The sequence below is a fragment of the Acinetobacter sp. CY17 genome, assembly GCF_059515825.1.
In genome coordinates this window covers 69,364-93,356 of sequence record NZ_JCAKMX010000012.1, presented here as the reverse complement: position 1 = coordinate 93,356, position 23,993 = coordinate 69,364, and the positions used below count along the sequence as shown (strand labels likewise).

The following is a 23,993-nucleotide window of genomic DNA, read 5'->3' as shown; positions in this document are numbered from 1 at the left end:
TTTTTATTACATGATGAGGATATAAAATGACAAAGCGTACTTTGGGAAATACAGGTTTAGAGATTGCACCAATCGTTTTTGGTGGCAACGTATTTGGCTGGACCATTGACCAGCAACAAAGCTTTAAGGTGTTAGATGCATTTTTCGATCATGGTTTCAATGCTATAGATACAGCGGATTTTTATTCTATCTGGGCTGAAGGCAACCAAGGTGGTGAATCGGAAACAATTATTGGTCAATGGTTAAAACAAAGCCCCAGCAAACGTGATGATCTCGTTCTGTTTACCAAAGTCGGTTTGGATATGGGTATTCCAGGACATCAGGGGCTATCTAAACGTTGGATCATGCAAGGGGTAGAGGATTCTCTCAAACGTCTAAATACCGATTATATCGATTTGTATTTTGCTCATTGGCCAGATGAAAATACGCCTTATGAAGAAACCTTGGCTGCTTTTGATCAGCTTAAACAGCAAGGGAAAATTCGTGCCTATGGCACGTCAAATCTAGATGCGACACAACTTCAACAATCGATTGAAGCAGCCAAAAAAATCAATGTACCTCATTATCAGGTGCTACAGCCCGAGTATAATCTATATGATCGTCAAGGATTTGAAGAACAACTCAAACCAATTTGCCTTGAACATGAAATTGGCGTAGTAAGTTATTACAGTCTTGCTAGTGGTTTTCTTTCAGGTAAATATCGCGGTTTAGATCAAATCAAAGGCAGTAAACGTGCAGAGAGTTTAAGCAAATACTTTACACCACGAGGTGAGCGAATTTTAAAAGCACTGGATTTAGTGGCAGAACGTCATAATGCAAAACTTGCTGATATTGCTTTGGCTTGGGTGTTAACACGAGAAGGTATTACAGCACCGATTGCAAGTGCAACGACAGTTGAGCAGATTGAGAGTTTTAGTAAAGCGCTAGGATTAAAACTAACAGCAGATGATCTTCAAATACTTGAAGTGGATTCACAGTAGACAGAGTAATCAATAATCTAAGTTGATGAATAACGATAAAGCTGAAAATGAAATGTCTGTGAAAAGCTCTAATTTCATTTTTAGCTTTAATTTTTGTAGGAAGTTTCAAAATTAACTTTTATGGAAAGCTCTTTATAAAGAGGAGATTAAAGCTTATAAATATCTTTAATAATAGAAGGTTTGATATTTGAAGTAGGTAATCATTATAAAACATCATTTGAACATTAATAAAATCATGAATTTGCCTATGCCTATATAGTTTTAATAGGCTTTGTTGCACAAACCTATCTGTAAAGGGTTTTTCAGCGATATAATTTCCAAATGAAGAAGCCTACACACAAAATCTACCGCACAACCAATTGGCCCGCATATAACCGAGCACTCATTAATCGCGGAAATATTGCCATTTGGTTTGATCCTGCTACGCAATGGTATGTGCCATCAAAAGGCAAATAAGGACGAAATCAAACCTACTCCGACGCAGCTATCCAATGCTGCTTAATGATTAAATCTCTATTCCGTTTGTCTTTACGTATGGTCACTGGCTTTGTGCAAAGTCTGATTAAACTTTGCGGATTAAATTGGATAGCTCCAGATTACACCGCGCTTTGTAGAAGACAAAAGCATATTGATATTGTAATCAGCTACCAAAAAAGTAGCGATGGGCTGCATCTACTCATGGACTCTACAGGCATGAAGTTTCTAGGTGAGGGCGAATGGAAACGCAAGAAACATGGACCTGAATATCGTCGCCAATGGCGTAAACTTCATATTGGTATAGATGCTAAAACCCTACAAATACGAGCAGTTCAGCTTACAACCAATAATGTCAGTGATTCACAGGTGCTTGGTGATTTACTTAATCAGATTCCACAAGATGAGCAGATTAACTCTGTTTATACCGATGGAGCTTATGACACCAAGCAATGCCGTCAGGTCATTGCAGATCGGCAAGCGCATGCGGTGATTCCACCTAGAAAAAATGCGAAACCATGGAAAGATACAAAGAGTAGCTCGTTAGAGCGAAATGAATTACTTCGAATAATTAAACGTTTAGGCAGGACACTATGGAAAAAATGGTCAGGCTATCATCGGCGAAGTTTGGTTGAAACTAAGATGCACTGCATTAAATTATTAGGAGATAAACTCAGTGCAAGGAGTTTTGATAGCCAAGTGAATGAGATCCATGCACGTGTAGCAGTCCTTAACAGATTTACTGAATTAGGTCGACCACTTACCCAAGTTACGCCTTAAATTTGGCTCAATTAGGGGCGCTTTGCATTTCAAATCTTTGTGCAACAAAGCCTAATAAAAATAGCTATTTAAGTTATTGAATTTAGGTGAGAGTAAGACAATTATGAAGTTATTGTTAGGTGTATCGGATTTAACATAATCTATATTATACGAAATTAGACTGTTAGAACCCATTCAAAATGTCTATATTCTCACTAATAAAAATGTCTAGTTTATGATGGGTTAACCATCATGGACTGGATATGAAATATAGATGCTGATCACTATGTCTGACAAAGAAATTCAACGTCTTGCTGTTCTGCAAGACGTTCGAGATCAACGTATTACACAAGTCCGTGCTGCTGAAATCCTCAATCTTTCAACCCGTCAAATTACCCGGTTATTACAGAAGCTCAATCAAGATGGTGTTTCAGGTATGGCGCATGCCAGCCGTGGTCAACCTGGCCATCGTCGCCATGATGATTTATTAAAATCAAAATGTCTTTCCATTATTTCCGAACATCTGCTGGGATTTGGACCTACCTTGGCCCATGAGAAGCTCAGCAGCATATTTGACCTGAATATCCCGGTAGAAACGCTTCGGCGCTGGATGACTGCAAATGACCTCTGGATTCCGCGATCCAAGCGCCTTAAACGTCCATATCAGCCACGTTATAACCGTGATTGCTTCGGTGAGCTGATCCAGATTGATGGCTCATATCATGACTGGTTCGAAGGACGCGCTGCTAAGTGCTGTTTATTGGTGTATATCGATGATGCCACTGGAAAGCTGTTGCATCTGCGCTTCTGTGAGGCAGAAACGACCTTCGACTATATGCTTTCAACCCGAGCCTACATTGAACAATACGGTAAGCCTCTGGCCTTTTATAGCGATAAACATTCGGTCTTCCGAGTGAACCAGAAATCGAGCCAGGACAGCAAGATCACGCAATTTGGCCGGATTCTGAATGAGTTAAACATTGATATTATCTTTGCCAACTCACCACAGGCTAAAGGTCGCGTAGAACGCGCGAATAGAACCCTTCAAGACCGTTTGATCAAGGAGATGGGTCTGGAAGGCATCAGTTCAATTGCCGAAGCCAATTCCTGGTTACCCTGCTTTATTGGGCATTTCAACCAGAAGTTCGCCAAGTGTGCGCGAAATTCAAAGAACTTACATCGTCCGCTAACAGAGTCTGATGCTGAGCTGGAGGATATATTCACCTGGCAGGAACCGCCTAAGGTCACGAAGAACCTCACCATCACCTATGACAAGTGTATTTATCTGCTTGAACCGACAGAGCTGAATCATAAGCTTGTTGGGCAATACATTTCATTTCTGGAGTACCCGGATGGTACTGTGGCAATCATGCATGAAGGACGGAAGATCAACTATAGCGTCTTCAATAAACTGGCTGGACTACAGCAGAATGAAGTGGTTGAGAATAAAAGATTAGGTTCGGTCCTGGCCCATATCCAGCAGCAGCATGAAGAATTGGAAAAACAGAATAAATGTTCAAGAACAAATAAAAATATGCCAAGCCGTAAAGCTCAGAAAGCCGATATTGAACAAAGAAAGTTAAATCCTGTGCTTGACTCTTGTGGTTAAAAACAGGACATTTTAAATGGTTTATCGCATAGACATTTTAATTGGTGAATAACATAGACTTGTAACTCCAAAATAGAAATGTCCGGTTTCTCCAAAGTAAAAATGTCCGCTTTTAGAAAAAGTTATAAGCGGACTCAAAAGCTACAAGATCAAATGAATGACCTAATTCTTTTGTATAGCGAGTAGCTGCGATGAAAAGCGTCACCAATGATATTTCAATTGCGTTTTAAATTTTGTCTTGCAATGCTTAAAACAAAAATAAGCTATAGATATTTGGCCTATAGCTTGAGTAGTTTGAGATCTAGTTTTAAACCACCGCTTATAAAATTTTCGGCGAGTTTTTAAATACAATAGCCATCCTCAACCAAACTAATCACAGGTAAATCTAAAGCCTTGAGTTTGGCAGCAACTTACGCAAACCAAGCAGTACTAAATTGCGCTGAGTCGCCAGATCCATCACAGACTCAATTATGACCATTTAATTGCATAAAAGTATGCGCTGTACTGTGCCGAACACCATTCACTCTATCATCAAGATATCCAAAACTTAGAACAAATTTCAGGCCATGATTTTATTGCCTTTCAGAGTGATCAACTCGATGATCCTGCCTCAGCGCTGTATCACTTACGTCAGAAAATTTTGGAGCAAAATCGTCTTTTAGTCAGTCAATACCAATAATTTAGATGAATTGATCCACTTTATTCGTAGTGGTTTTGGCATCGGCTTTTTGCCACAACATGTGGTACATCATCATCCAGACGGCATCTATTTAAACAATTATCGCCGTTTCCTTATATTCGCGTAGTGCCTATTTATGTGATGTGGCATCAAGATCGTCTTTTAAGCATAGCACAACAATATTTGCTGCATGATTTACATCTAGCTTTTAGTAAAGACAGTTAGTCTTAGAATCATTTGATATTGAAACAAAAATAAATGATAATTAATTTCACTTAAAATTAATTATCATTTAAATGTTGTCAGATTTAGAGCTTATCCTGATCTTATTGATCATATTATTCACCAGCCAAATCAGTTGTTCACTAGTTCTTTATCTATTCTAGATGCATTATTTTTAATTTAATATCAATAAAACCAATAAAATATAGCTCAAATAAAAATGATTATCATTATTGTTTATGATGAATAAACATCCTATGATGGTGGAAATCGAACGTAATTTCCCCCTATTTTTGTTCAAGTGAATGCACTATGCTGCCGCGATTTTTTATTTATCATCCAATTTTTGCCAGTGTCATTGCACTTGCGATGCTTATATTTGGTAGTTTTGCCTTGTCGAAGATGGCAATTGAGCGTTATCCCAATATAGCCCCACCAACAGTCAGTGTCGGTGCCAATTATCGAGGTGCCTCAGCACAAACGGTTGAAGAAAGTGTCACTCAGGTTTTAGAACAACAAATTAAAGGCTTAGAGGGCTTGTTATATTACACATCCAAAAGCGAAGCCAACGGTCGTAGTCGAATCGATTTACATTTTGAGCTCGGCACAGATATCGACCAAGCGCAAATTCGTGTACAAAATGCCATGAACGCTGTACTCAATAAACTCCCTGAACCCGTGCAACGTCAAGGCTTAAATATTTGGAAAACCACCGGTGATTTGCTGCTGATTGTCGGCTTATACGATAGCAAGGGCTTAGCTAACAATATTGATCTGTCTGATTATATGATCAATTATTTTCAGCAACCGCTGAATCAAATTACAGGAGTGGGTGAAGTCGATATTTTTGGCTCCTCCTATGCGATGCGTATTTGGCTGAATCCACACCAACTAAGAAATTACGCTTTAGTCGCCAGTGATATAGAACAGGCTTTGACTGATGCCAATACGCAAATCGCAGCAGGTGCGATTGGGTCGATGCCAAACTTAGCCGAGCAACGCATTTTTGCCAAAGTCAGTGCAGGCTCACAATTAAAAACGGTGGCTGATTTTGAAAATGTAATTTTAAAAGCGGATGCCGATGGTCGTGTAGTGCGTTTAAAAGACGTCGCACGCGTTGAAATGGGCGCTGAAAATTACACCACCATCAATACTTTAAATGGCTACCCTTCAGCAGGTTTAGGAATTTACTTAACGCCGGATGCCAATGCGATCAGTACCTCAAAGCAAATTAAAGCCAAGATAGAACAACTCAAACCCTACTTACCAGAAGGTTATCAAGTGATTTATCCACGAGATAACACACCATTTATTGAGGAATCTATTCAACAAGTCATGATGACTTTAATTGAGGCGATTATTTTAGTGGTCGCGGTAATGTATTTATTTTTACAAAATTGGCGCGCCACTTTAATCCCAACCATTACGATTCCCCTTGTCATAGCAGGCACCGCTTTACTGTTATACCTCATGGGGATCAGTATAAATACCCTCACTTTATTTGCTTTGGTCTTAGCCATTGGCTTATTGGTAGATGACACCATTGTTGTCGTTGAAAATGTTGAACGGCTCATGCATGAGCAAGGTCTTGAGGTCAAACAGGCATGTTTAGCATCGATGCAGGAAATGAGCGGTGCATTAATTGGTATCACCTTGGTCTTGAGTGCGGTTTTTATTCCGATGGCATTTTTTACTGGCTCAACAGGTGTGATCTATCGCCAATTTTCCATCACCTTAGTGACAGCCATGCTGTTATCGCTCTTCGTGGCAATGTTCATCACGCCTGCGCTGTGTACCCTCTTGCTTAAACCATCGCCTAGGCCAAGATGGGCAGTTTACGTTGAATATGGTTTAAATCATATTCGGGATTATGCGACAAGAATTGCGCAATGGATGTTAGCGTATAGAGTTTGGATGCTCACGAGTATTGTCGTGCTGAGTCTTGGATTAGCTCTGCTCTATCGTCATCTACCGACTAGTTTTATTCCGAATGAAGATCAAGGCTTACTGGCACTGCAATATCGGCTGCATGAAAGTGCTACTTTGAGTGAAACACAGGCTATTGGTCAACAAATTAATCAGTACTTATTGTCTCAACAGGCGGTGGAGAGCGTATTACTGATTAATGGTCAAAACTTCTCTGGCAATGGTGCGCATTTAGGCATGGCCTTTGTTTCACTCAAACATTGGGATCAGCGTAGGTCAAAAGCAGATGCTGCCACAGCTTTAAGGCAACGTTTTATGCAGGATTTGCAAAGCGTCAATGCTAAAGTCATGCTGAGTTTACCCGCAAGTGTTTCAGGTCTGGGTCAATCCAATGCATTAGAGTTTTGGCTACGCGATGTCCATGGTCAAGGTCGTCAAGTTTTACGGAAAAAGCTAGAAGCATTGCAACAACAAAAAGCCGTGCATTACCAAGATTTAGGATCTGTAGCACCAGAACATAAAGCTGAAATTTTTATCGATATTGATCAAAATAAAACTAAAATGTTAGGTATTGAGCAACGTGATATTCAAAATACTTTAGCAAGTGCATGGGGTAGCCGTTATATCGGAGATTTTATTGAACGTGGTCGTATTAAACCGATTATCTTACAAGGTGATGCGCCCTATCGTTCTGATCCACAGTATTTAGGTGACTGGTATGTGCGCAATCATCAAGGGCAAATGCTGTCTTTAGCGCAGTTTGCAACACCAACGTGGACAGGCGGAGCAGAAAGTCTGCATCGTTTTATGGGACTTGCTGCCTTGCCCATGGAAGCCTTTGTACAATCACATGCGAGTTCAGGGCAAGCCATGCAGGAAATTCGCACGCATATTCAGCAATACCGTGGTATTGATTTGGCTTGGAGCGGTTTATCTTTACAGGAGCAACATGCCCAGCATCAAGCACTTTTTCTGTATCTCATTTCCATTTTATTTATTTTCATGTGCTTAGCAGCATTATATGAAAGTATTAAAATTCCATTGGTGATTTTATTGGGCTTACCCCTTGGGGTCATGGGCAGCATTATTTTTGCGACCTTATTTAAATTACCTAATGATGTTTATTTCCAAATTGCCTTACTGACAGGGATTGGTTTGTCTTGTAAAAATGCCATTTTAATTGTTGAATTTGCAACAAAAGCGTTAAGTCTCGGTAGGAGTGCCCGTCAAGCAGCGCTCGCAGCTTTGCAACTGCGTTTACGCCCTATCCTGATGACCTCTTTAGCCTTTGGGGCAGGTATTGTTCCCCTGATTTTTGCCACCGGTGCTGGCGCAGTGAGTCGACATGAAATTGGACTCAGTATCTTAGGCAGTGTGCTGTTTGGTACCTTATATGTGCCACTTTTTACCGTGTTGCTGTTTGTAATGATTTATGAATTATCTTTTACTCAAATCTCAACTCGCGTCAAGCGAGCCCAAAAGAGCCACTTAAATAACCTCACTTCTAAAAAATGAATCACGCCCTATGGCTTATCTTTACTTAAACATACGGGTGAATAACGCTCGCTTTGGTGCCAACTGATCAAAGCAAGCTGTTAATTAAGGCCTAAGAAATGCGGATCATCTTTTTGTGCATTGGCATGCAAATGATCTAAAACCTGCTGTGAATGGTGTAAAAAATTGCTGCATCATGATTTTTAATACTGTCAGCAAAGACAACTGCGATATTAAAATCATGCTATAGCTCAATCACCTATGCCACTTATCCTTGAGCCGTCGGATCCACATCAAGGTATACGTGGATCCTTAGCCCTCAGTTCTCGCGTATGCAGAGCAGCTAAGTGATCTTCTGTGTAGTGAATATTGCAATGTTTGAGATGCTTGTTAGGCAAACTAAGTATCAACTGCCTTATGGATAGTAGCTTTAGCTATATAATACAGGGATCATGAGACGACTCAGCATTTCATCAGCACCCGCCCAGCCATGCTGATCAGCTTTGGTAAACCAATAACGAGCCAAACTTAAGTCTTGTTCGATCCAAGTGCCATTAAAGTATAACAGCCCTAAACTCCACTCCGCCGCTGCTATTTCTTGTTCAGCCGCTTGGGTATACAGTTGAATCGCTTGGGGAATATCTTGTATGACCCCTAAACCTTGTTCATATTTATCGGCTAAGTTATTCATGGCAGGATAAAAGCCACGTTCTGCGGCATAAGCATAATATTCAACTGCTAATTGCATATCTTCAGTTTCATAAAACACACCCAGTACATAGACTGCCGCCAACTGACCTTCAGCGGCAATCTGTTTTAAGGTGTCTAAATCAATCTCTTCTGGAAAATCGTGTGCATTGAAGTCGCCCCATGTTAAGGCCCAATAGTATTGAGCTAAAAAGGATTCATAGTAGCAGGCTGCTACCCAAAACCATGCCCGTGCACATGCTAAATCCTCTGCAGTTGCTCGTTCTTTTAAGGCATATTGTAACCCGATCTCAATTTGTTCATATACGCTAAAATTGCGTGCCTGTTCAAGCACGTCTTGGATACAAATTTCGCTCATTACATGCCCTTGTGTCATTCTTGGTGTACACCGTGCCAATCAATGCGGTGTCTATTGATATCAATCTTGTGTTTGGCAGTGTAACAGCTTCAATGTGTGAAATTTGGCTTATTGTCTTCTACTGCAGCGCTATCAGTCTATTTATGTGTGAAGTGCAGGTTGTATTGCTGATTAAAGGTAAAAAACCCAAGCATGCGCTTGGGTTCTGATGTGAAATATAATATTAGGCCGCCAGCTTATTAAGCCATGCAGCTAAAGTAGGTTGTTCAGCCAAATCTTCAAAACTGACTTTCGCCCCGGCAGCCTGCCACTCACCTACTAAGGTCATTAAGCGAACTGAATCGAGCCCTAACATTAAGAGGTCATCTTCGAGTTCAATTTCATCAACAGGCAATTCTAAAGCTTGACTGACAGCAACGATAATCTGATGCTCCTCAAGTAACGCTTTTGTCTGCCAAGCTTGTGTGATGTTTTGCGTTGCTTCAACTTGTGCACAACGCGTGCTGGCATATTGCAATGCCAAATCATGCTCTTTACGGCTAAAATCTGCTAAAGCATCTCCCACTAAGAAAGGCTGAATATTCAGCATAAATGCTTCAGCCGCACTCATTAAACAACCAATATGTGCATAAACCCCACAAATGACCAGTTGATCACGTCCCCAAGATTGCATGCGTTGTTCCAGATCGGAAAATTTAAATGCACTATAACGCCATTTTGTGAGCACAATATCTTGCTCGGCAGGTTGAACAGCATCATGAATTTTGGTGATTTCAGGGTCAGCTTTTAAGCCCGTACCCCAAAAATCAGTGAGGAGTTGGCGATGCTCTGGTGTTTGATCTCCCGGCTGAGCGGTATAGACCACCGGAATACCTTGCTGGCGTGCAGCGGTAATTAAAGCTTGGCTATTACGCAATAGTTCTGGAATAGGTGCTGCATCTAGATCATAAAAATCTAAGAAATACTGTTGCATATCATGCACCAAAAGCACAGATCGCTTAGGATCTACATTCCACTGAGTTTTATTGTTAAAAAATTCCTGCGGCTTTGGCATGGCATAGCTGTTAATTTTTGGAATACTCATATGAATCTCTTAAGCGGGAATAGGATTTAAGCGCTGACGTAGGCATTTTTTATCAATTTTGCCAAACGCCGTGTAAGGGAAATGATCGAGGAACTCAATGCGATCTGGAATTTTGTAGGTTGCAAGCCCATAATCTTGAAGATATTGGCGTAGCTGCATGGCTTTGCGGACTGGGCTTGGATCTCCCTCTTGGGCTTGCCAAGCGACAAAGGCACAACTTTTCTCCCCTAAGAGGTCATCAGGCATGGCAACTAAAGCCACCAAACGTACCTGTGGATGGGTAATCAGCACTTGTTCCACTTCTTCAGTGGCAATTTTTTCCCCACCACGATTAATTTGCTCTTTGGCACGTCCCTCAACCACGATGCAACCGTCTTGACGTATGCGAACCAAATCACCTGTGCGGTAAAAACCATCTGGGGTGAAAGCATTTTGGTTATGTTCAGGTGCATTAAAGTAACCACGAATCGTATAAGGACCACGGGTCAGCAGATGGCCGACCTCCCCGGCTTTGACCGGCTGATCGTCATCATCTAAGACTAAAATTTCATCATGTGCAGAAATCTTCAGTCCTTGGGTATGAATAATTTGTTCTGCCGTCATATCAAAACGGGTGTAGTTGACTAAACCTTCTGCCATACCAAACACTTGTTGCAAATTGACCTTAAACTCATGAATCAGTCGTTCGGCCACTGCATTCGGTAAACGTGCGCCTCCTACCTGTAAACAGCGCAGTTGGCTTAAAATAGGATCTTGATCCCTGGCTGCTTTATCCATCCAAGGACGTACCAATGCAGGGACTAAACAAACATCCGTCACTTGATACTTTTTGATACGTTGAAATGCGGTCTCAGGACTTGGATCTTGGCCTAAAATAACAGCCCCACCTGCATAGAAAATACCCAGTGCACCGGCCGAGCTCATCGAAAAGTTATGCGCTGCAGGTAAAACCATCAATAAACGCGACTGATCGTCTAAACCACAGATGGTTGCACTTTCACGGACACTGTATAAGTAATCATCATGTGTACGTGGAATCAGTTTTGGCGTTCCTGTACTGCCACCTGAAAGCTGCAAAAATACCACTTCATCTGCAGAGCTTGTGGCACAAACATGCGGATCAATGGCTGTATTTTGCATGAGCTTTGCCAAGTCTAGATGGTGTGCCGCATCGCCTAAAATAAATACGTGTTTTAAGCAGCTATGTGCGGCTTGAACTTTATCAGCTAAAGCACGGTAATCGAATTTTTGTGTGCCCAAATCTGCTGCAAAGTAAGCGGTGGCTTGGGTTTGCCCCACAAAGCTTTGAATTTCATTATAGCGATGGGCGGCAAGTGCCATAATAGGCACCACACCTAAGCGAATGAGCGCGAAAAATAGCGCATAGAATTCAGCACAATTGGGTAATTGTAAAACAGCTTTATCCCCCACTTTAAAGTAAGGCGCTAAGGCTGTGCTGGTTTGCGCCACTCTTTGTTCGAATTGTGCATAGCTCCATTGCTGATGTTCATCAATAATGGCGATATGTTCAGGAAATTTGTGGCAACTCTGCTGTAAAAACTCGGTTAAATTTTGTCCTTGCCAATATCCCAACTGTCGATATTGTTGGGCATATTCTGCAGGATAAGGTACACAACCGTTCATATTAAGACTCCAAAACTGCCTGTATATCTGTTGGATTTAATGCGAAACCATCTAAAACAGTACGCAACTTCGCGGCGGTTTCAGCATGTTCTGCTTCAGGTTGCGAAGCGCTGACAATGCCTGCCCCTGCAAATAAACGCGCAATGCTGTGCTGAATACGGGCACAGCGGACAGTCACCGACCATTCACCATTGCCCTCACAATCTGCCCAACCCATGGTGCCGGCAAATAATTCACGGTTAAATGGTTCTAAAGCTAAAATTAATTCTTTGGCAGTGTGTGTCGGTTGACCACAAATGGCAGGCGTTGGATGCAGGTATTGCACTAAGTCTAAGACATGGGTGTCTTTAGATTTAAGTTCACCTTGGATCTGTGTAGCTAAATGCCAAAGACGTTGCGTACGAATGAGCTCAGGCTGCTTGGGAATATTCAACTTGCTACAAAAAGGCGCCAGCGTATCGGCAATCATTTCAATCACCACCCGATGCTCGTGTTGATCTTTATGAGATTGCAGTAAGGTCTGGGCATTGGCCTGATCCTGAATCGGATCTAGATCACGAGCCAAGGTTCCGGCAACCGGCTTACTCCAAATCTGCCGCCCCTGTTTACCGACTAAAAGTTCGGGACTTGCTCCCATAAACCAGCCATGCTGCTTAGGATCATTGGCCACAGCATAACTGTAACCTTCAGGATTAGCTTGCGTGAGCTGTTGCAATAAAGCTGAAGCATCAATCGGTTGATCGAACTCAAGTTCTAAGATCCGTGCTAACACAGCTTTACTCAGCTTGCCCGCCTGCATTTCATCCACCAAATATTGCACTTGTGCCTGATAATCTGTGCCTTGAGGGATATAACTGGCATATTTCAGGGTTAAACTGTGCAGCTGATGATAAGGTTGATACAGTAATTTTTGATAGACTTTGATCTGATCGAGCAACATTAGATTTACATCGTGCGAGGATGCAAATGGAATACCGCCCATTAACATAGTTTTGCTATCACTTTGAGCCTGTGCATTGGATAAAGCCTGTTTAGCCGTACTGATCCAGTCACTGAGCTTAGAGTTAGGACTGACCTGAATGTCAGCGCGTTTTTTTTCACCTGTTAAGATATATTCAGGTGTTGCAAATAAAAAACCTGCATTTTCTTGACACTTAAGCACCTCATGTGCCCAAGCTGTATGTTGACAGCTGTGTTGTTCTGCAGCGAATGCCGTTAAAATACTCATCACCATTCCTTGTTTAAATATTTAGACCCCAAGCGTGGCCCCACCATCAATCACCAATTCTTGCATGGTAATTTGTCCTGCCTGTTCAGATAAAAAGAAACGTACGGCATGGGCAATATCCTCTGCCTCGGCCATTTTCCCTAATGGAATACCGGTTCTAAATTGGTTAAGATCACCGGTTAAAATTGAAGCAGGTGGTTCATCCCCATCCCAAAGCTGTTTTTGCATGTGTGTTAAGGTTGAACCGGGTGAAACCACGTTGACACGTACCCCATAAGGTGCCACTTCAAGCGCAAGGTTACGGCAATAATGGCTTAAAGCCGCTTTAGTCGTCGCATATAGTCCTAAATCCATACGTGGCATGCGCGCACTATTAGAACTAATGGTGACAATTGACCCTTGGCGTTTTTGACAAAAGTGCGCCGCACATTGCTGACTTAAATAAATCGGTGCCAAAACATTGACTGCAAATGAATGCTGCCAGTCCTGAGCCTTTGCCTCTAATAAACGGGTCATTTTTAAAATTCCCGCTGCATTCACTAAGGCATCTAAGTCATATTGTTCAATCAGACCTGCAACTAAACTCTGGGTCGCATCATAATCGCGAATATCCTGACAAATGCCTAACCAACGCGCGCGCAGCTCTTGGGTTAACTGTTGTTCAATTTGCCAATGCTCAGGAGGTGCTTGGCAATCCAGACCAATAATTCGATGTCCATCTTTTAATAAACTTAAAGCCACTGCAGCACCCATTCCTTGTGCTGCACCTGTGATTAATATCGTTTTCATCATGTTTTCTCCGTACGCCTGAACAGCGTCGCGAAGAATAATGCAAACAATTCTCATTATTATCAAGAGCCATGACTATGTTTCCTGTTGCCCCCCTGCCCGTATTGATCAACACGCAAACAATTTCTTAACTTAAGTATTTGATTTTTAAAAATACATGAAAATTACCGTTTTTTTAATTGATTATAATGATAATTATTTTCATTTACTATTGATATTCATTCTTGTAGGTTAACCTAGTTTTTGCTTCAGGACTTGAGCAACATGCAACCAGAATGCATTCCCTTATTTCAACATCCATTTTTTGCCCGCAATGATTTTGCGACTGAGGCATGGTGGCAAGCGTTTCAACAACCTTTACAATTCAAACAACATGAAAATAGTCAAACTTGCGTTTTTTTATGGCGACAACATGATGATATTCAACATGTTTATATTGACGTTTATTCACAAACACCAAGTATTTATCAAACTTGGAATGCCTTTAAAAAAATTCCAGACAGTGACGTTTTTTACTACACACTGGAATTACCGCATGACTGGTCTGGCAGCTATGTCATTGTAGAATCAAACACACCTGCCCCAAACAGCACAGATAAACGAGAGCGACGTCTATGGTGGCAGGCGCAATTACAACACAGTGTACAAGACCCGCATAATCTTTATCCCGCCTATCGGGCCAGTATGGCGCGCTTGGTAAATCAATGCCATTTAAATGGCGCTTATTTAGATCAAAAAACTTCGGATTTAATTTCATTTCAGCTTGAAGTAGATGACCTTTCTATCCAAATGGCAACCATGGGTGAGCTAACAGCAGAGAGTCCCACTGTAATTTTATTGGATGGTCAGTGGTGGTGTCATGATTTATCCATTCTGAATCAAATTGCTCAGCAGACTCAAGCACAGACCTGGCAAGCGGCACGCTATATTTTCATTCACACCCAACAACGTCAAAAATATTACGGTTGTGTAGATGCCTTTCATCACATTCTCGTCCAACAGCTCTTCCCTTATCTTCAAGCCATTGATCCTAGTTTTAGTCCAAAACACTTTATTTTGGTGGGTCAAAGTTTGGGGGCCACAGCCGCACTCTATCTTGCCTTAAATAATACTCAACATATTCAAGGTCTGATCTTACAGTCAGGGGCGTACTGGTGGTCAGATTTTTCCCAGAGTCACTATCTTTTTCAAGGCAGTACGCTGTTACAGCACCTACAACGTGCGCCACAGACACTCAGCCATGTTAAGCATATTTCAATCAGTGCGGGCAGTTTAGAAACAGACATGCGCCAAGATGCTGTGCATCTGTTTCAAGCTTTACAACCCACGACCCAAGTTGAATTTCAAATCTTTTCTGGTGGCCATGATGCGATTCATTGGCGTAAGGATTTATTACGTCAACTAGATATTCATCTTAGCGCCAATCCCCTTTCCCATCGCAAGGAACGATGCATATGAGTACTTTACAAGACAATTATATTAATCCATTTGATCATGAGGGTTATCGCTTTTCAGTGCTAAAAAATCAGCAAGGCGAATACAGCCTATGGCCTGAAATTCAAGAAATTCCTGCAGGTTGGCAAGTCGTGTTCGGGCAAGCATCCCGTCAAGAATGCTTGGATTATGTGACGCAATCTTGGACACAAATTAATCCATTTGCGCAAGTTTAAGGAAGATATCATGAATCAAAAATTATCTGAAGATGTAGCCTATCTACAACAACAATGGCCTTTACAATCTGCCCAATTGGGTATTTTTCTAGCCGACCATCTGTCTGAAGTAAATGATCTATATAGTATCGCGCACTGTCTAGAGTTGCCTAAAGATCTCAACCTAGAGCAATTTAAACAAGCCATTCAGCTAGGCTTAAATGAGGCTGACAGTGTGGTGGCTGATTACTCAAGTGACCCAGCAGCGCCCTATTTAAAATTGGCGCATAAACACATTGAGATTGAATGTTTTGATTTTCGTCATTTATCCCAAAAGCAGGCTTTAGAACGGCTTTGGAGTTGGATGCCATCTGATCGTGAAGCAGCTAAATCTCTCAAAGATCAAGGTGCCAGCTTATATCGTCAGGTCTTGTTTATTACCCATGATAAGATCTTTTGGTATCAACGCTATCATCATATTATGTTAGATGGTTTTAGCTTTATTCATCTGAGTAAACGTATTGTCCAACTCTATCAAGACATTCACCATAATCGAGCCATTTCAGCCTCACCTTTTATCTCCTTGGTTGAGGTGCACCAAGAGCGTGAAGCCTATTTAGCCAGTGCTGCATTTACGCAGGATCGTGAGTTCTGGCAAGGCTATTGTCGCGAATTGGCCACGCCAATCACACTATCGACTCACCATCGCACCGCGACCACCACTGCACATTTTATCCAACATCAACTCAAGTTTTCAGCTGGCATTTTGTCAAAAATCCAAGCCTTAAGTGCGGCGCATAAACTCGCTTTACCTGATATGGTGATGGCATTGTCATTACATTATCTACACAAAATGACTGATAAACGTGATTTGGTGGTCGGTATTCCCTTTATGCGCCGCCTCGGCTCAAAAGCCTTGCGTTCAACTTTACCCACCGTAAATGTCTTGCCGGTACAATTCCATGTTGAAGTAGAAGCGTCATGGTTAAGCTTAGCACAGCACGTAAAAGCCGAAATGCAACGTGTACGCCGACATCAAAAATACGATGCCGAACAAATTTTACGTGATCTCAATGCCATTGATGTACATGAACGCCTTTATGGTCCGATCTTAAATTACAAAGCATTTGATCAAGCACTTGATATCGATGGTGAGAGCATTCATACCCATCATATCTCGACCGGTCCAATCGATGATTTTGAATTTTCATTCATGCTACAAAATGGTGAATTAGTCATTGAATTACGTGCCGATGCAGAACGTTACCGTCTGACTGAGCTTAAAGCACATGCTGAACGTTTGACGTTATTGCTTGAACAGGCGCTATATGCACCAGACGCTGCCTGTCAGAGCTTCAATTTAATTTCACCTGCTGAACAAAGATTACTCCGTGAGTGGGGTACAGGACCGGTGTTTCGTCATCCAGCACATTATAATAATTTACTGGATATTTTTTATGAACAAGCCAATTTATATCCAGAACGCATTGCGATTGTCAGTGGTGAACGACCCCATTTAAAGCAGCTCAGTTTTGCCCAAGTAAAAACGCAAATTAACCAGCTGACACGTTTTTTAAAGGCCAAAGGTGCTGGGCGCCAGACAGTCGTGGCTGGTGCGATTTCACGTTCTAGCGATTCAATTATTTTGATGCTGTCGGTACTCAACTCAGGGGCCAGCTTCTTGCCCCTCGATTTAGATTATCCAATTGAACGCATGCACATGATGTCTGAAGATACACATCCTTTGTTTGTGGTGACCACACAAGCGCTCAGTCAAAAACTGCCAAACAATATGCCGCAGCTCTATTTAGATGATGCTGCCGTACAAGCAGAAATTCAGGCGCAATCGGCTGAGGATATTACAGCTCAGCAACGTCAGTTTGACTTTCAAGATGTGGCCTATGTGATCTTTACTTCAGGCAGTACAGGACGTCCTAAAGGCGTGATGAACACCCATGGCTCCTTGGTCAATTTAATTCTATCGCACCGTCCAAGTATCTACCTGCCTGCTTTACAAGCAGTCAATACGCGTTTCCCTGAGCGTACGTTACGTGCGGCACATACTCATTCATTCTCCTTTGACTCTTCTTGGTTACAGGTCTTTTGGATGATTTGGGGACAAGAGTTACATATTTTTGATGAAAATATGCGCCGTGACGCCTATGCCTTAGTGCAAGAAATTCAAGCCCGTCATATTGATACCCTCGATTTACCGCCTTCTTTTTGCGCACAAATGATGAGCAATGGCTTATTCGAGCCGGGGCAACATCATCCAAGCCTGATTTTAATTGGTGGTGAGGCAGCACCTGTGGCCTTATGGCAACAGCTCAATGCACAGCCCAACTTAATCGCGCATAATCTATATGGCCCGACCGAATATACAGTGGATACTTTCCGTGCAGAACTTAAACTCACACAACGTCCAGTGATTGCCAATCCAATTGCCAATACACAAGCTTATGTTTTAGATGCGTATTTACAACCTTGCGCAACTGGCGTGATTGGTGAGCTTTATATTGCCGGTTATGGTATTGCCAATGGCTATTTAGGCCGTGCCGATTTAAGTGCAACACGCTTCGTGGCCAATCCATTTATGTCAGGTCAACGGATGTATCGTACAGGTGACTTAGTCCGTTGGAATCATCAGGGCAAACTTGAATTCATGGGCCGCTGTGATGATCAAATTAAAATTCGTGGTTATCGGGTCGAAATTGGTGAAGTCGAAAATGCCCTGTCATTGTTAGAAGACGTAGAAAGTGTCGTCGTCATCGCTGAGCCTATTCATAACAGTCACCGTCTACTCGGTTATTGTGTGGTGAAAGATCGTGATTTAAATGAGCAGCTTGCTACAGCGCTGGCAGCACAGTATTTAGCCCAATTACGCCAAAATCTACCTGATTACATGGTGCCATCAGCACTGATGGTCATGGCAGAGTTTCCACGTAATGTCAGTGGTAAAGTGGATAAGAAAGCGCTGCCCAAACCTCAGGTCAGTGTACAAAGCCGCCAAGCTGAAACCGCTGAGCAACAATTACTCTGTGATATTAGCGCCAAAGTACTCAAATTAACCCGCATTGGCATTGATGATGACTTCTTTATGGTCGGTGGGGATAGTATTTCTGCCATTATGCTGTGTACCCAATTGCGTGAACACGGCCTGATCTTAAAGCCAAGTGATGTATTTCGCTTAAAAACCATTGCCGCTATGGCCAAAGTTGTACAAAAACCAACTGAAGCCAAGCCAAGCATCAAAGCACAAGTACTCGATCAAGCCACTTTAAATGCCCTACAACAGCGTTATTCTGCCCAACATTTTCGCTTTTTACCTGTACTGCCCTTACAAAAAGGCATGTTATTCCATGCGCAAAGCAGTCTAGAAGCCGACTATCAAGCCTTTACCCGCTTAAGCCTCGACCGTCATATTGATATGCCACGTTTGCAGTTGGCCTTGAATTTGGTCTTACACAAACATCCACATTTAGCCGGTTGCTTTGATAGTCAATCGAGTGACGAGGCTGTGTTTGTTTATCCATATCAAGATCTACACGATTGGCCATTACAACATCTCTATGTCTCTGAAGATCAGCTCGAAGTACACATTGAACAAGCGCTGCATACACCAATGCAAGTTGATCAGTGCTACGGTTTAATCCGTGCTGTGGTACTACACACCCCATCACGTGCAGAACTCGTGCTGATTGTGCATCACCTGATCACCGATGGTTGGTCAACCCCACTGTTTATGCAAGATTTGCTTGCTGCCTTTACTCATTTAAAACCTTTACCACCGTTATCGCACAGCTATGACAGTGTGATTCAGGCGCTTGTACAACGTGATCTGCAGGAAAGCCGCAGTATTTGGCAACAAGATTTGCACACCTGTTCAACGACCCTTTTATTTGATCAGGTGAATCAAGCGGTCCAAGAGCAGCGTATATGTTTAAATCGCAGTTTGACTCAAGCCCTACAGCAACAGTTACGTCAGCGCGGCATTACCTTAAACGTGTTTATGCAAATGCTGTGGGCGATGACTTTAAATAGCTTTAATCACCAGCAGGATGTGGTCTTTGGTACCCCTGTAGCGGGTCGTTCTGCGCCTATTGATGGCCTAGATCAACAGATTGGACTATTTCTAAATACGATTCCGGTACGTGTCCAACTTGATCCACAAGCAGATCTATGGTCACAATTAGATGCGCTGCAACAGTTACATATGCGCCATCTTGAGCATGACGGTTTAGGCTTAAATGCCATTCAAGAAATCTGTGCTCAAGGCCCATTATTTGACACATTATTGGTGGTTGAAAATTATCCTGATCATCAATATTTACAGCAGGCTCTAGGTGATGCGCACATTACCAATCTCACCAATCGTGGCTATAGTCATTATCCACTGGCGTTATTGGTCATTCCAGATCAAGAGATTGAATTATTACTTGAACAACGTGGCGTATTACAAGCACCTGAAGCATTGTTACAACGTTTGGTTAGTTGGATTGAAATCGCCTTAACTCAGCCTGAGCAAGCGATTAGCGCTTATCCGCTGCTAGATACACAGGCCGCCGCTTTGATTCAACAGGTCAATCAAACAGCATATCCTGTACCGCAAATCACGTTGCAAGCGTTATTGCGTGAGCAAGCCCTTCAAACACCGGATCAGATCGCCTTAGAAGATGCAATGCATTGCCTGAGCTTTGCACAAGTACGCGCCCAAGTTGAGCATTTAGCCGCGCAGCTACAATCGCATGGTGTTGGTCCGGGTGAGATTGTTGCGGTAGCCTTACCACGATCTGTGCATTTAAGTATCGCAATTTTAGCGGTGATTGAAGCCGGTGCGGCTTATATGCCGATTGATGTGCAACATCCGCTGCAGCGTATTGAGTTTATGTTACAAGATGCTAAGCCGAAGGTACTCATTCAAGCAGATACACGCTTCAATGCGATTGCTGCTATGCCGAGCGTTATTTTTGACCAGTTAGCCGCTATTGAGAGCCAAACTCAAAGTCTTAACCCCACACAAATTAGCCCTGCCCATCCGGCCTATTTAATTTACACTTCAGGCACTACGGGACGCCCCAAAGGGGTATTGGTGTCACACCAAGCGATTGTCAATCGTATTTTGTGGATGCAACATCAATATCCACTTGATCAACACGATTGTATTTTACAAAAAACGCCGTGTAGCTTTGATGTATCAGTGTGGGAGTTCTTCTGGTCGTATCTTGTTGGTGCGCGTCTGTATATGGCAGCGCCAGATGCCCATCGTGATCCACTGGCCTTAATCGAATGCATTCAACAGCACAACATTACGACTTTGCACTTTGTCCCATCCATGCTCTCTGTGTTTGAAAGTGCCGTGCAACAAGCACTGCATCCAACACAAATTCAAGCCCTGCCGCTGAAGCAGGTGTTCTGTAGTGGCGAAGCCTTAAGCTCACATCTAGCAAGCGCTTTCCGACGACATTTTAGTGCTCAACTGCATAATTTATATGGCCCAACAGAAGCAGCAGTCGATGTTAGCTACTTCCCTGCAGCACAAGATCAAGGGACAAATAGCAGCGTCGCGATCGGCTATCCGGTTTGGAATACTGAACTTTATATTCTAGACGCACATTTACGTTCTGTTGGTTTTGATCAGCAAGGCGAATTATATTTAGCAGGTGATCAATTGGCGCTGGGCTATTTAGGGCGCAGTGATTTAACTGCAACACGCTTTGTCGCCAATCCATTTAAAGCCGGTCAACGAATGTATCGTACCGGCGACATGGCACGTTGGAATAGCGATGGCAGCGTACAATACTTAGGGCGTAGCGATGATCAGCTCAAAATTCGTGGTCAACGTATCGAATTGGGCGAGATTGAACAACTGCTGCAAAGTTTAGTGCCACGGAGTGAAGTGGTCGTACATGCGATGCCAGTTGGCGAAACGACTGAACTGAGCCTAGTCGCTTATCTAAAAACAGCGTTAGAGGTAGATATTGATCGTCTGAAACATGCCTTAAGCCAACAGCTGCCTGCATATATGCTGCCACAGCATTGGGTCCGTGTAGATGAATTCCCAGTGTCACATAATGGTAAATTAGACCGTAAAGCTCTCCCACAACCTCAGCAACATGTGCAAGTCATGCGTTATGCTGAAACTGCCCAAGAGCAACAATTAGAGTCGATTTTCCAGAAGCTGCTCAATACACAACAACGTATTGGTGTAGAACAAGATTTCTTTAGCTTAGGCGGTCACTCAATTTTAGCCATGAAATTGGCGATCGAAATTCGTAAACGTTTTGATCAAAACATTGCTATGCAGCAACTGATGAGTCATGTCAGCATTGCACGTTTGGTTCATCTTCTCAATCATCAGGATACAAGTGCCAATGCCAGCACAGATCCTGTATTTACGATTCGTGAAGGTTCACAACGACCAATATTTTGCTTCTACCCAGGTTCAGGCTCGGCTTGGCAATATACTGCGCTTAGCCCTTATATCGATGCTGAGATTGGTTTGATTGGTTTACAATCGCCACGTCCTGATGGTTTATTGGCACGCAGTGAGAGCATGCAACAATTGGTCAGCGCACAGCTTGAGCAAATTCAAGCATTACAACCGCATGGCCCTTATAGCTTACTCGGATACTCATTGGGGGGGACGGTTGCCTACAGCGTGGCAGCCGCATTACAAGCCCAAGGTGAACAAGTTGATTATTTAGGCTTACTCGATACCTATCCAGCAGAAATTCATCAATGGCAAGAAGAATCCATAGAAGAAAAAAATGCTGAAGCAGAGCAATTACAATTCTTTGCTGATTTAATGCTCGATGCCGATCCCGAATTGTATGCTGAGGCAACACGTATGCAAGAGGATATCTTTGCCAATTATCGTGATGCTGTACGTTTATTAAAACCTTATCAAATGCCTCATTTTAAGGGACATCTATATTTAAGCGTGGCTGAACGTGGGTTGCTCAACTATATTCAGCCAGAACAGGTATGGACACCTTTGGTCGATCGTCTCACGATCACGTCCTTAGCGGAGGCCAGTCACAGCACCATTTTATCACCAGCGCAATTAAAAACTTTAGGACCAATTTTAAATGCTCAAATTGTTGCAGCACGCCGTGAGGCTAAAGCATGAAATGGCTGACTGATTTTAGTTTACTTAAAACTAATAAAAATTTTCGTCATGTGTTTTGGGCCAGAACTTTATCCTTACTCACAATTGGTATGCTCGTGGTTGCCATTCCCAAACAGGTGTATGACCTGACCGGTGATTCATTGGCGGTGGCATTTGCCACTGCCTGTGAAGGTATTGCGATGTTTATTGGCTTATTGTTAGGCGGTGTATTGGCCGATCGTTATGAACGTAAAGGGTTAATTGTTTGGGCGCGTAGTCTATGTGGTCTCGGTTTTGTCGGTCTAGGCATCAATGCGATGTGGTCAGATCCTTCACTTTATGTAATTTATAGCCTTGCCGCTTGGGATGGCTTCTTTGGCGCGATTGGTGTCACGGCCATGATGTCCATCATGCCGAGTATTGTTGGGCGTGAAAATATTATTCAGGCCCGCGCAATTAGTATGCTGTCTGTACGTTTAGCGACCGTTATTTCGCCAGCTTTAGGCGGTATCTTAATTGCCTCTTCCTCTGTTGCCAATGTCTACTGGATCTCTGCAATTGGTACACTGATGACCGTGCTCTTGCTGCTGGCTCTACCGCAAATGCAACCCAAATCCAACGCCCAGAATGAACATCCTCTGCAACAACTCAAACAAGGCTTTGAGTTTATTTTCCGCAATAAAATTGTTGGCAGTACCATTTTAATTGGAACCTGTTTAGGTTTTAGTAGTGCGATTCGTATTTTATTCCCCGAGTGGAATGCTGTTCAATTTGGGGGGTCTAGTACTAGTTTAGGACTCATGTATGCTGCTGTACCCTTAGGTGCAACTTTCGCTGCACTCTTTAGTGCGTGGGCGAAAGAGATTCAGCGTCCGGGCTTGGTGATGCTTTATGCCTGTCTGGGGGTATTCAGTTGTATTATTTTCATCAGTATGACGCCTTGGCTGATTTTGTGCTTAGTATGGTTATGTACTTTTGGTTATTTAATGTCTGTTGCCAACTTGCTGCAATACAGTATTGTACAAGGACATACACCGGATGAATATTTGGGCCGTATTAACTCAATTTGGCTGGCACAAGATGCATCTGGGGATTCTATTGCCGCCACCGGATTAGGTGTCCTCACCCGCTTTTTACCTATTTCAAGCAGTCTATTTTGCTTTGGTATGCTCAGTCTCAGCTTTGGCTTACTGTGTTTAATCAAGCTACAAGGCATGCGCCGTGCTGCTATTCAAGATCCGAGTCTTTAGACTTACTTTAAAAAAAGACCCGATTGGGTCTT

General features: G+C 42.6%; 12 protein-coding genes and 1 pseudogene. 8 read left to right on the top strand and 5 right to left on the bottom strand.

Annotation, left to right across the window (positions count from 1 at the left end):
• Nucleotides 1-26 precede the first annotated feature (26 nt).
• From AC5YCI_RS09575 to AC5YCI_RS09560, 4 genes and pseudogenes are all read left to right on the top strand, one after another.
• Nucleotides 27-980: an aldo/keto reductase gene (locus AC5YCI_RS09575; protein ID WP_144723757.1), complete on the top strand. Its 954-nt coding sequence runs from the start codon at nt 27-29 to the stop codon at nt 978-980.
• Nucleotides 981-1,301: 321 nt separating this feature from the next.
• Nucleotides 1,302-2,234 (top strand): annotated as a pseudogene (locus tag AC5YCI_RS09570) (IS5 family transposase).
• 253 nt (nt 2,235-2,487) lie between these two features.
• Nucleotides 2,488-3,822 (top strand): ISNCY family transposase, encoded by a 1,335-nt coding sequence (locus AC5YCI_RS09565; RefSeq protein WP_496175488.1) that lies wholly within the window; start codon nt 2,488-2,490, stop codon nt 3,820-3,822.
• Nucleotides 3,823-5,035: 1,213 nt separating this feature from the next.
• Entirely contained in the window at nt 5,036-8,164 is a 3,129-nt protein-coding gene (locus tag AC5YCI_RS09560) for an efflux RND transporter permease subunit (protein WP_496175487.1), read from the top strand.
• A gap of 409 nt (nt 8,165-8,573) precedes the next feature.
• On the opposite strand, the gene AC5YCI_RS09555 is transcribed toward AC5YCI_RS09560, so the two are convergent.
• The 5 genes from AC5YCI_RS09555 to AC5YCI_RS09535 form a co-directional block, all read right to left on the bottom strand.
• Nucleotides 8,574-9,209: a tetratricopeptide repeat protein gene (locus AC5YCI_RS09555; RefSeq protein ID WP_496129503.1), complete on the bottom strand. Its 636-nt coding sequence runs from the start codon at nt 9,207-9,209 to the stop codon at nt 8,574-8,576.
• 223 nt (nt 9,210-9,432) lie between these two features.
• Nucleotides 9,433-10,293, bottom strand: coding sequence for an isochorismatase (locus tag AC5YCI_RS09550; protein WP_496129504.1), 861 nt, complete (start codon nt 10,291-10,293; stop codon nt 9,433-9,435).
• A gap of 9 nt (nt 10,294-10,302) precedes the next feature.
• The gene (locus tag AC5YCI_RS09545) at nt 10,303-11,937 is read right to left on the bottom strand and encodes a (2,3-dihydroxybenzoyl)adenylate synthase (protein WP_496175486.1); all 1,635 of its coding nucleotides are present in this window, start codon (nt 11,935-11,937) and stop codon (nt 10,303-10,305) included.
• 1 nt (nt 11,938) lies between these two features.
• Nucleotides 11,939-13,165, bottom strand: a complete 1,227-nt coding sequence (locus AC5YCI_RS09540) for an isochorismate synthase (RefSeq protein WP_496129506.1) — start codon at nt 13,163-13,165, stop codon at nt 11,939-11,941.
• A 21-nt stretch (nt 13,166-13,186) separates the two neighbouring features.
• Complete coding sequence (locus tag AC5YCI_RS09535; RefSeq protein WP_496129507.1) at nt 13,187-13,957, bottom strand: SDR family oxidoreductase; 771 nt, start codon at nt 13,955-13,957, stop codon at nt 13,187-13,189.
• Nucleotides 13,958-14,218: 261 nt separating this feature from the next.
• Here AC5YCI_RS09535 and AC5YCI_RS09530 point away from each other — a divergent pair, with 261 nt between their 5' ends.
• From AC5YCI_RS09530 to entS, 4 genes are read left to right on the top strand one after another with little or no spacing between them, the layout of a single operon-like run.
• A complete protein-coding gene (locus AC5YCI_RS09530; RefSeq protein WP_496129508.1) occupies nt 14,219-15,412 on the top strand; it encodes an alpha/beta hydrolase-fold protein in 1,194 nt (397 codons plus the stop codon).
• Nucleotides 15,409-15,624: an MbtH family protein gene (locus tag AC5YCI_RS09525; protein ID WP_496129509.1), complete on the top strand. Its 216-nt coding sequence runs from the start codon at nt 15,409-15,411 to the stop codon at nt 15,622-15,624. The genes AC5YCI_RS09530 and AC5YCI_RS09525 overlap by 4 nt, the downstream gene beginning before the upstream one ends.
• Before the next feature lie 10 nt (nt 15,625-15,634).
• The gene (locus tag AC5YCI_RS09520; RefSeq protein WP_496175485.1) at nt 15,635-22,732 is read left to right on the top strand and encodes an amino acid adenylation domain-containing protein; all 7,098 of its coding nucleotides are present in this window, start codon (nt 15,635-15,637) and stop codon (nt 22,730-22,732) included.
• Nucleotides 22,729-23,961, top strand: a complete 1,233-nt coding sequence (gene entS / locus AC5YCI_RS09515) for an enterobactin transporter EntS (protein WP_496175484.1) — start codon at nt 22,729-22,731, stop codon at nt 23,959-23,961. Before AC5YCI_RS09520 ends, entS begins: the two co-directional genes overlap by 4 nt.
• Nucleotides 23,962-23,993: the final 32 nt, after the last annotated feature.

Excerpts from the sequence above, each read along its gene's own strand:
- AC5YCI_RS09575 (WP_144723757.1), top strand. The coding sequence starts at position 27 with ATGACAAAGCGTACTTTGGGAAATACAGGTTTAGAGATTGCACCAATC.
- AC5YCI_RS09565 (WP_496175488.1), top strand. The coding sequence starts at position 2,488 with ATGCTGATCACTATGTCTGACAAAGAAATTCAACGTCTTGCTGTTCTG.
- AC5YCI_RS09560 (WP_496175487.1), top strand. The coding sequence starts at position 5,036 with ATGCTGCCGCGATTTTTTATTTATCATCCAATTTTTGCCAGTGTCATT.
- AC5YCI_RS09555 (WP_496129503.1), bottom strand. The coding sequence starts at position 9,209 with ATGAGCGAAATTTGTATCCAAGACGTGCTTGAACAGGCACGCAATTTT.
- AC5YCI_RS09550 (WP_496129504.1), bottom strand. The coding sequence starts at position 10,293 with ATGAGTATTCCAAAAATTAACAGCTATGCCATGCCAAAGCCGCAGGAA.
- AC5YCI_RS09545 (WP_496175486.1), bottom strand. The coding sequence starts at position 11,937 with ATGAACGGTTGTGTACCTTATCCTGCAGAATATGCCCAACAATATCGA.
- AC5YCI_RS09540 (WP_496129506.1), bottom strand. The coding sequence starts at position 13,165 with ATGAGTATTTTAACGGCATTCGCTGCAGAACAACACAGCTGTCAACAT.
- AC5YCI_RS09535 (WP_496129507.1), bottom strand. The coding sequence starts at position 13,957 with ATGATGAAAACGATATTAATCACAGGTGCAGCACAAGGAATGGGTGCT.
- AC5YCI_RS09530 (WP_496129508.1), top strand. The coding sequence starts at position 14,219 with ATGCAACCAGAATGCATTCCCTTATTTCAACATCCATTTTTTGCCCGC.
- AC5YCI_RS09525 (WP_496129509.1), top strand. The coding sequence starts at position 15,409 with ATGAGTACTTTACAAGACAATTATATTAATCCATTTGATCATGAGGGT.
- AC5YCI_RS09520 (WP_496175485.1), top strand. The coding sequence starts at position 15,635 with ATGAATCAAAAATTATCTGAAGATGTAGCCTATCTACAACAACAATGG.
- entS (WP_496175484.1), top strand. The coding sequence starts at position 22,729 with ATGAAATGGCTGACTGATTTTAGTTTACTTAAAACTAATAAAAATTTT.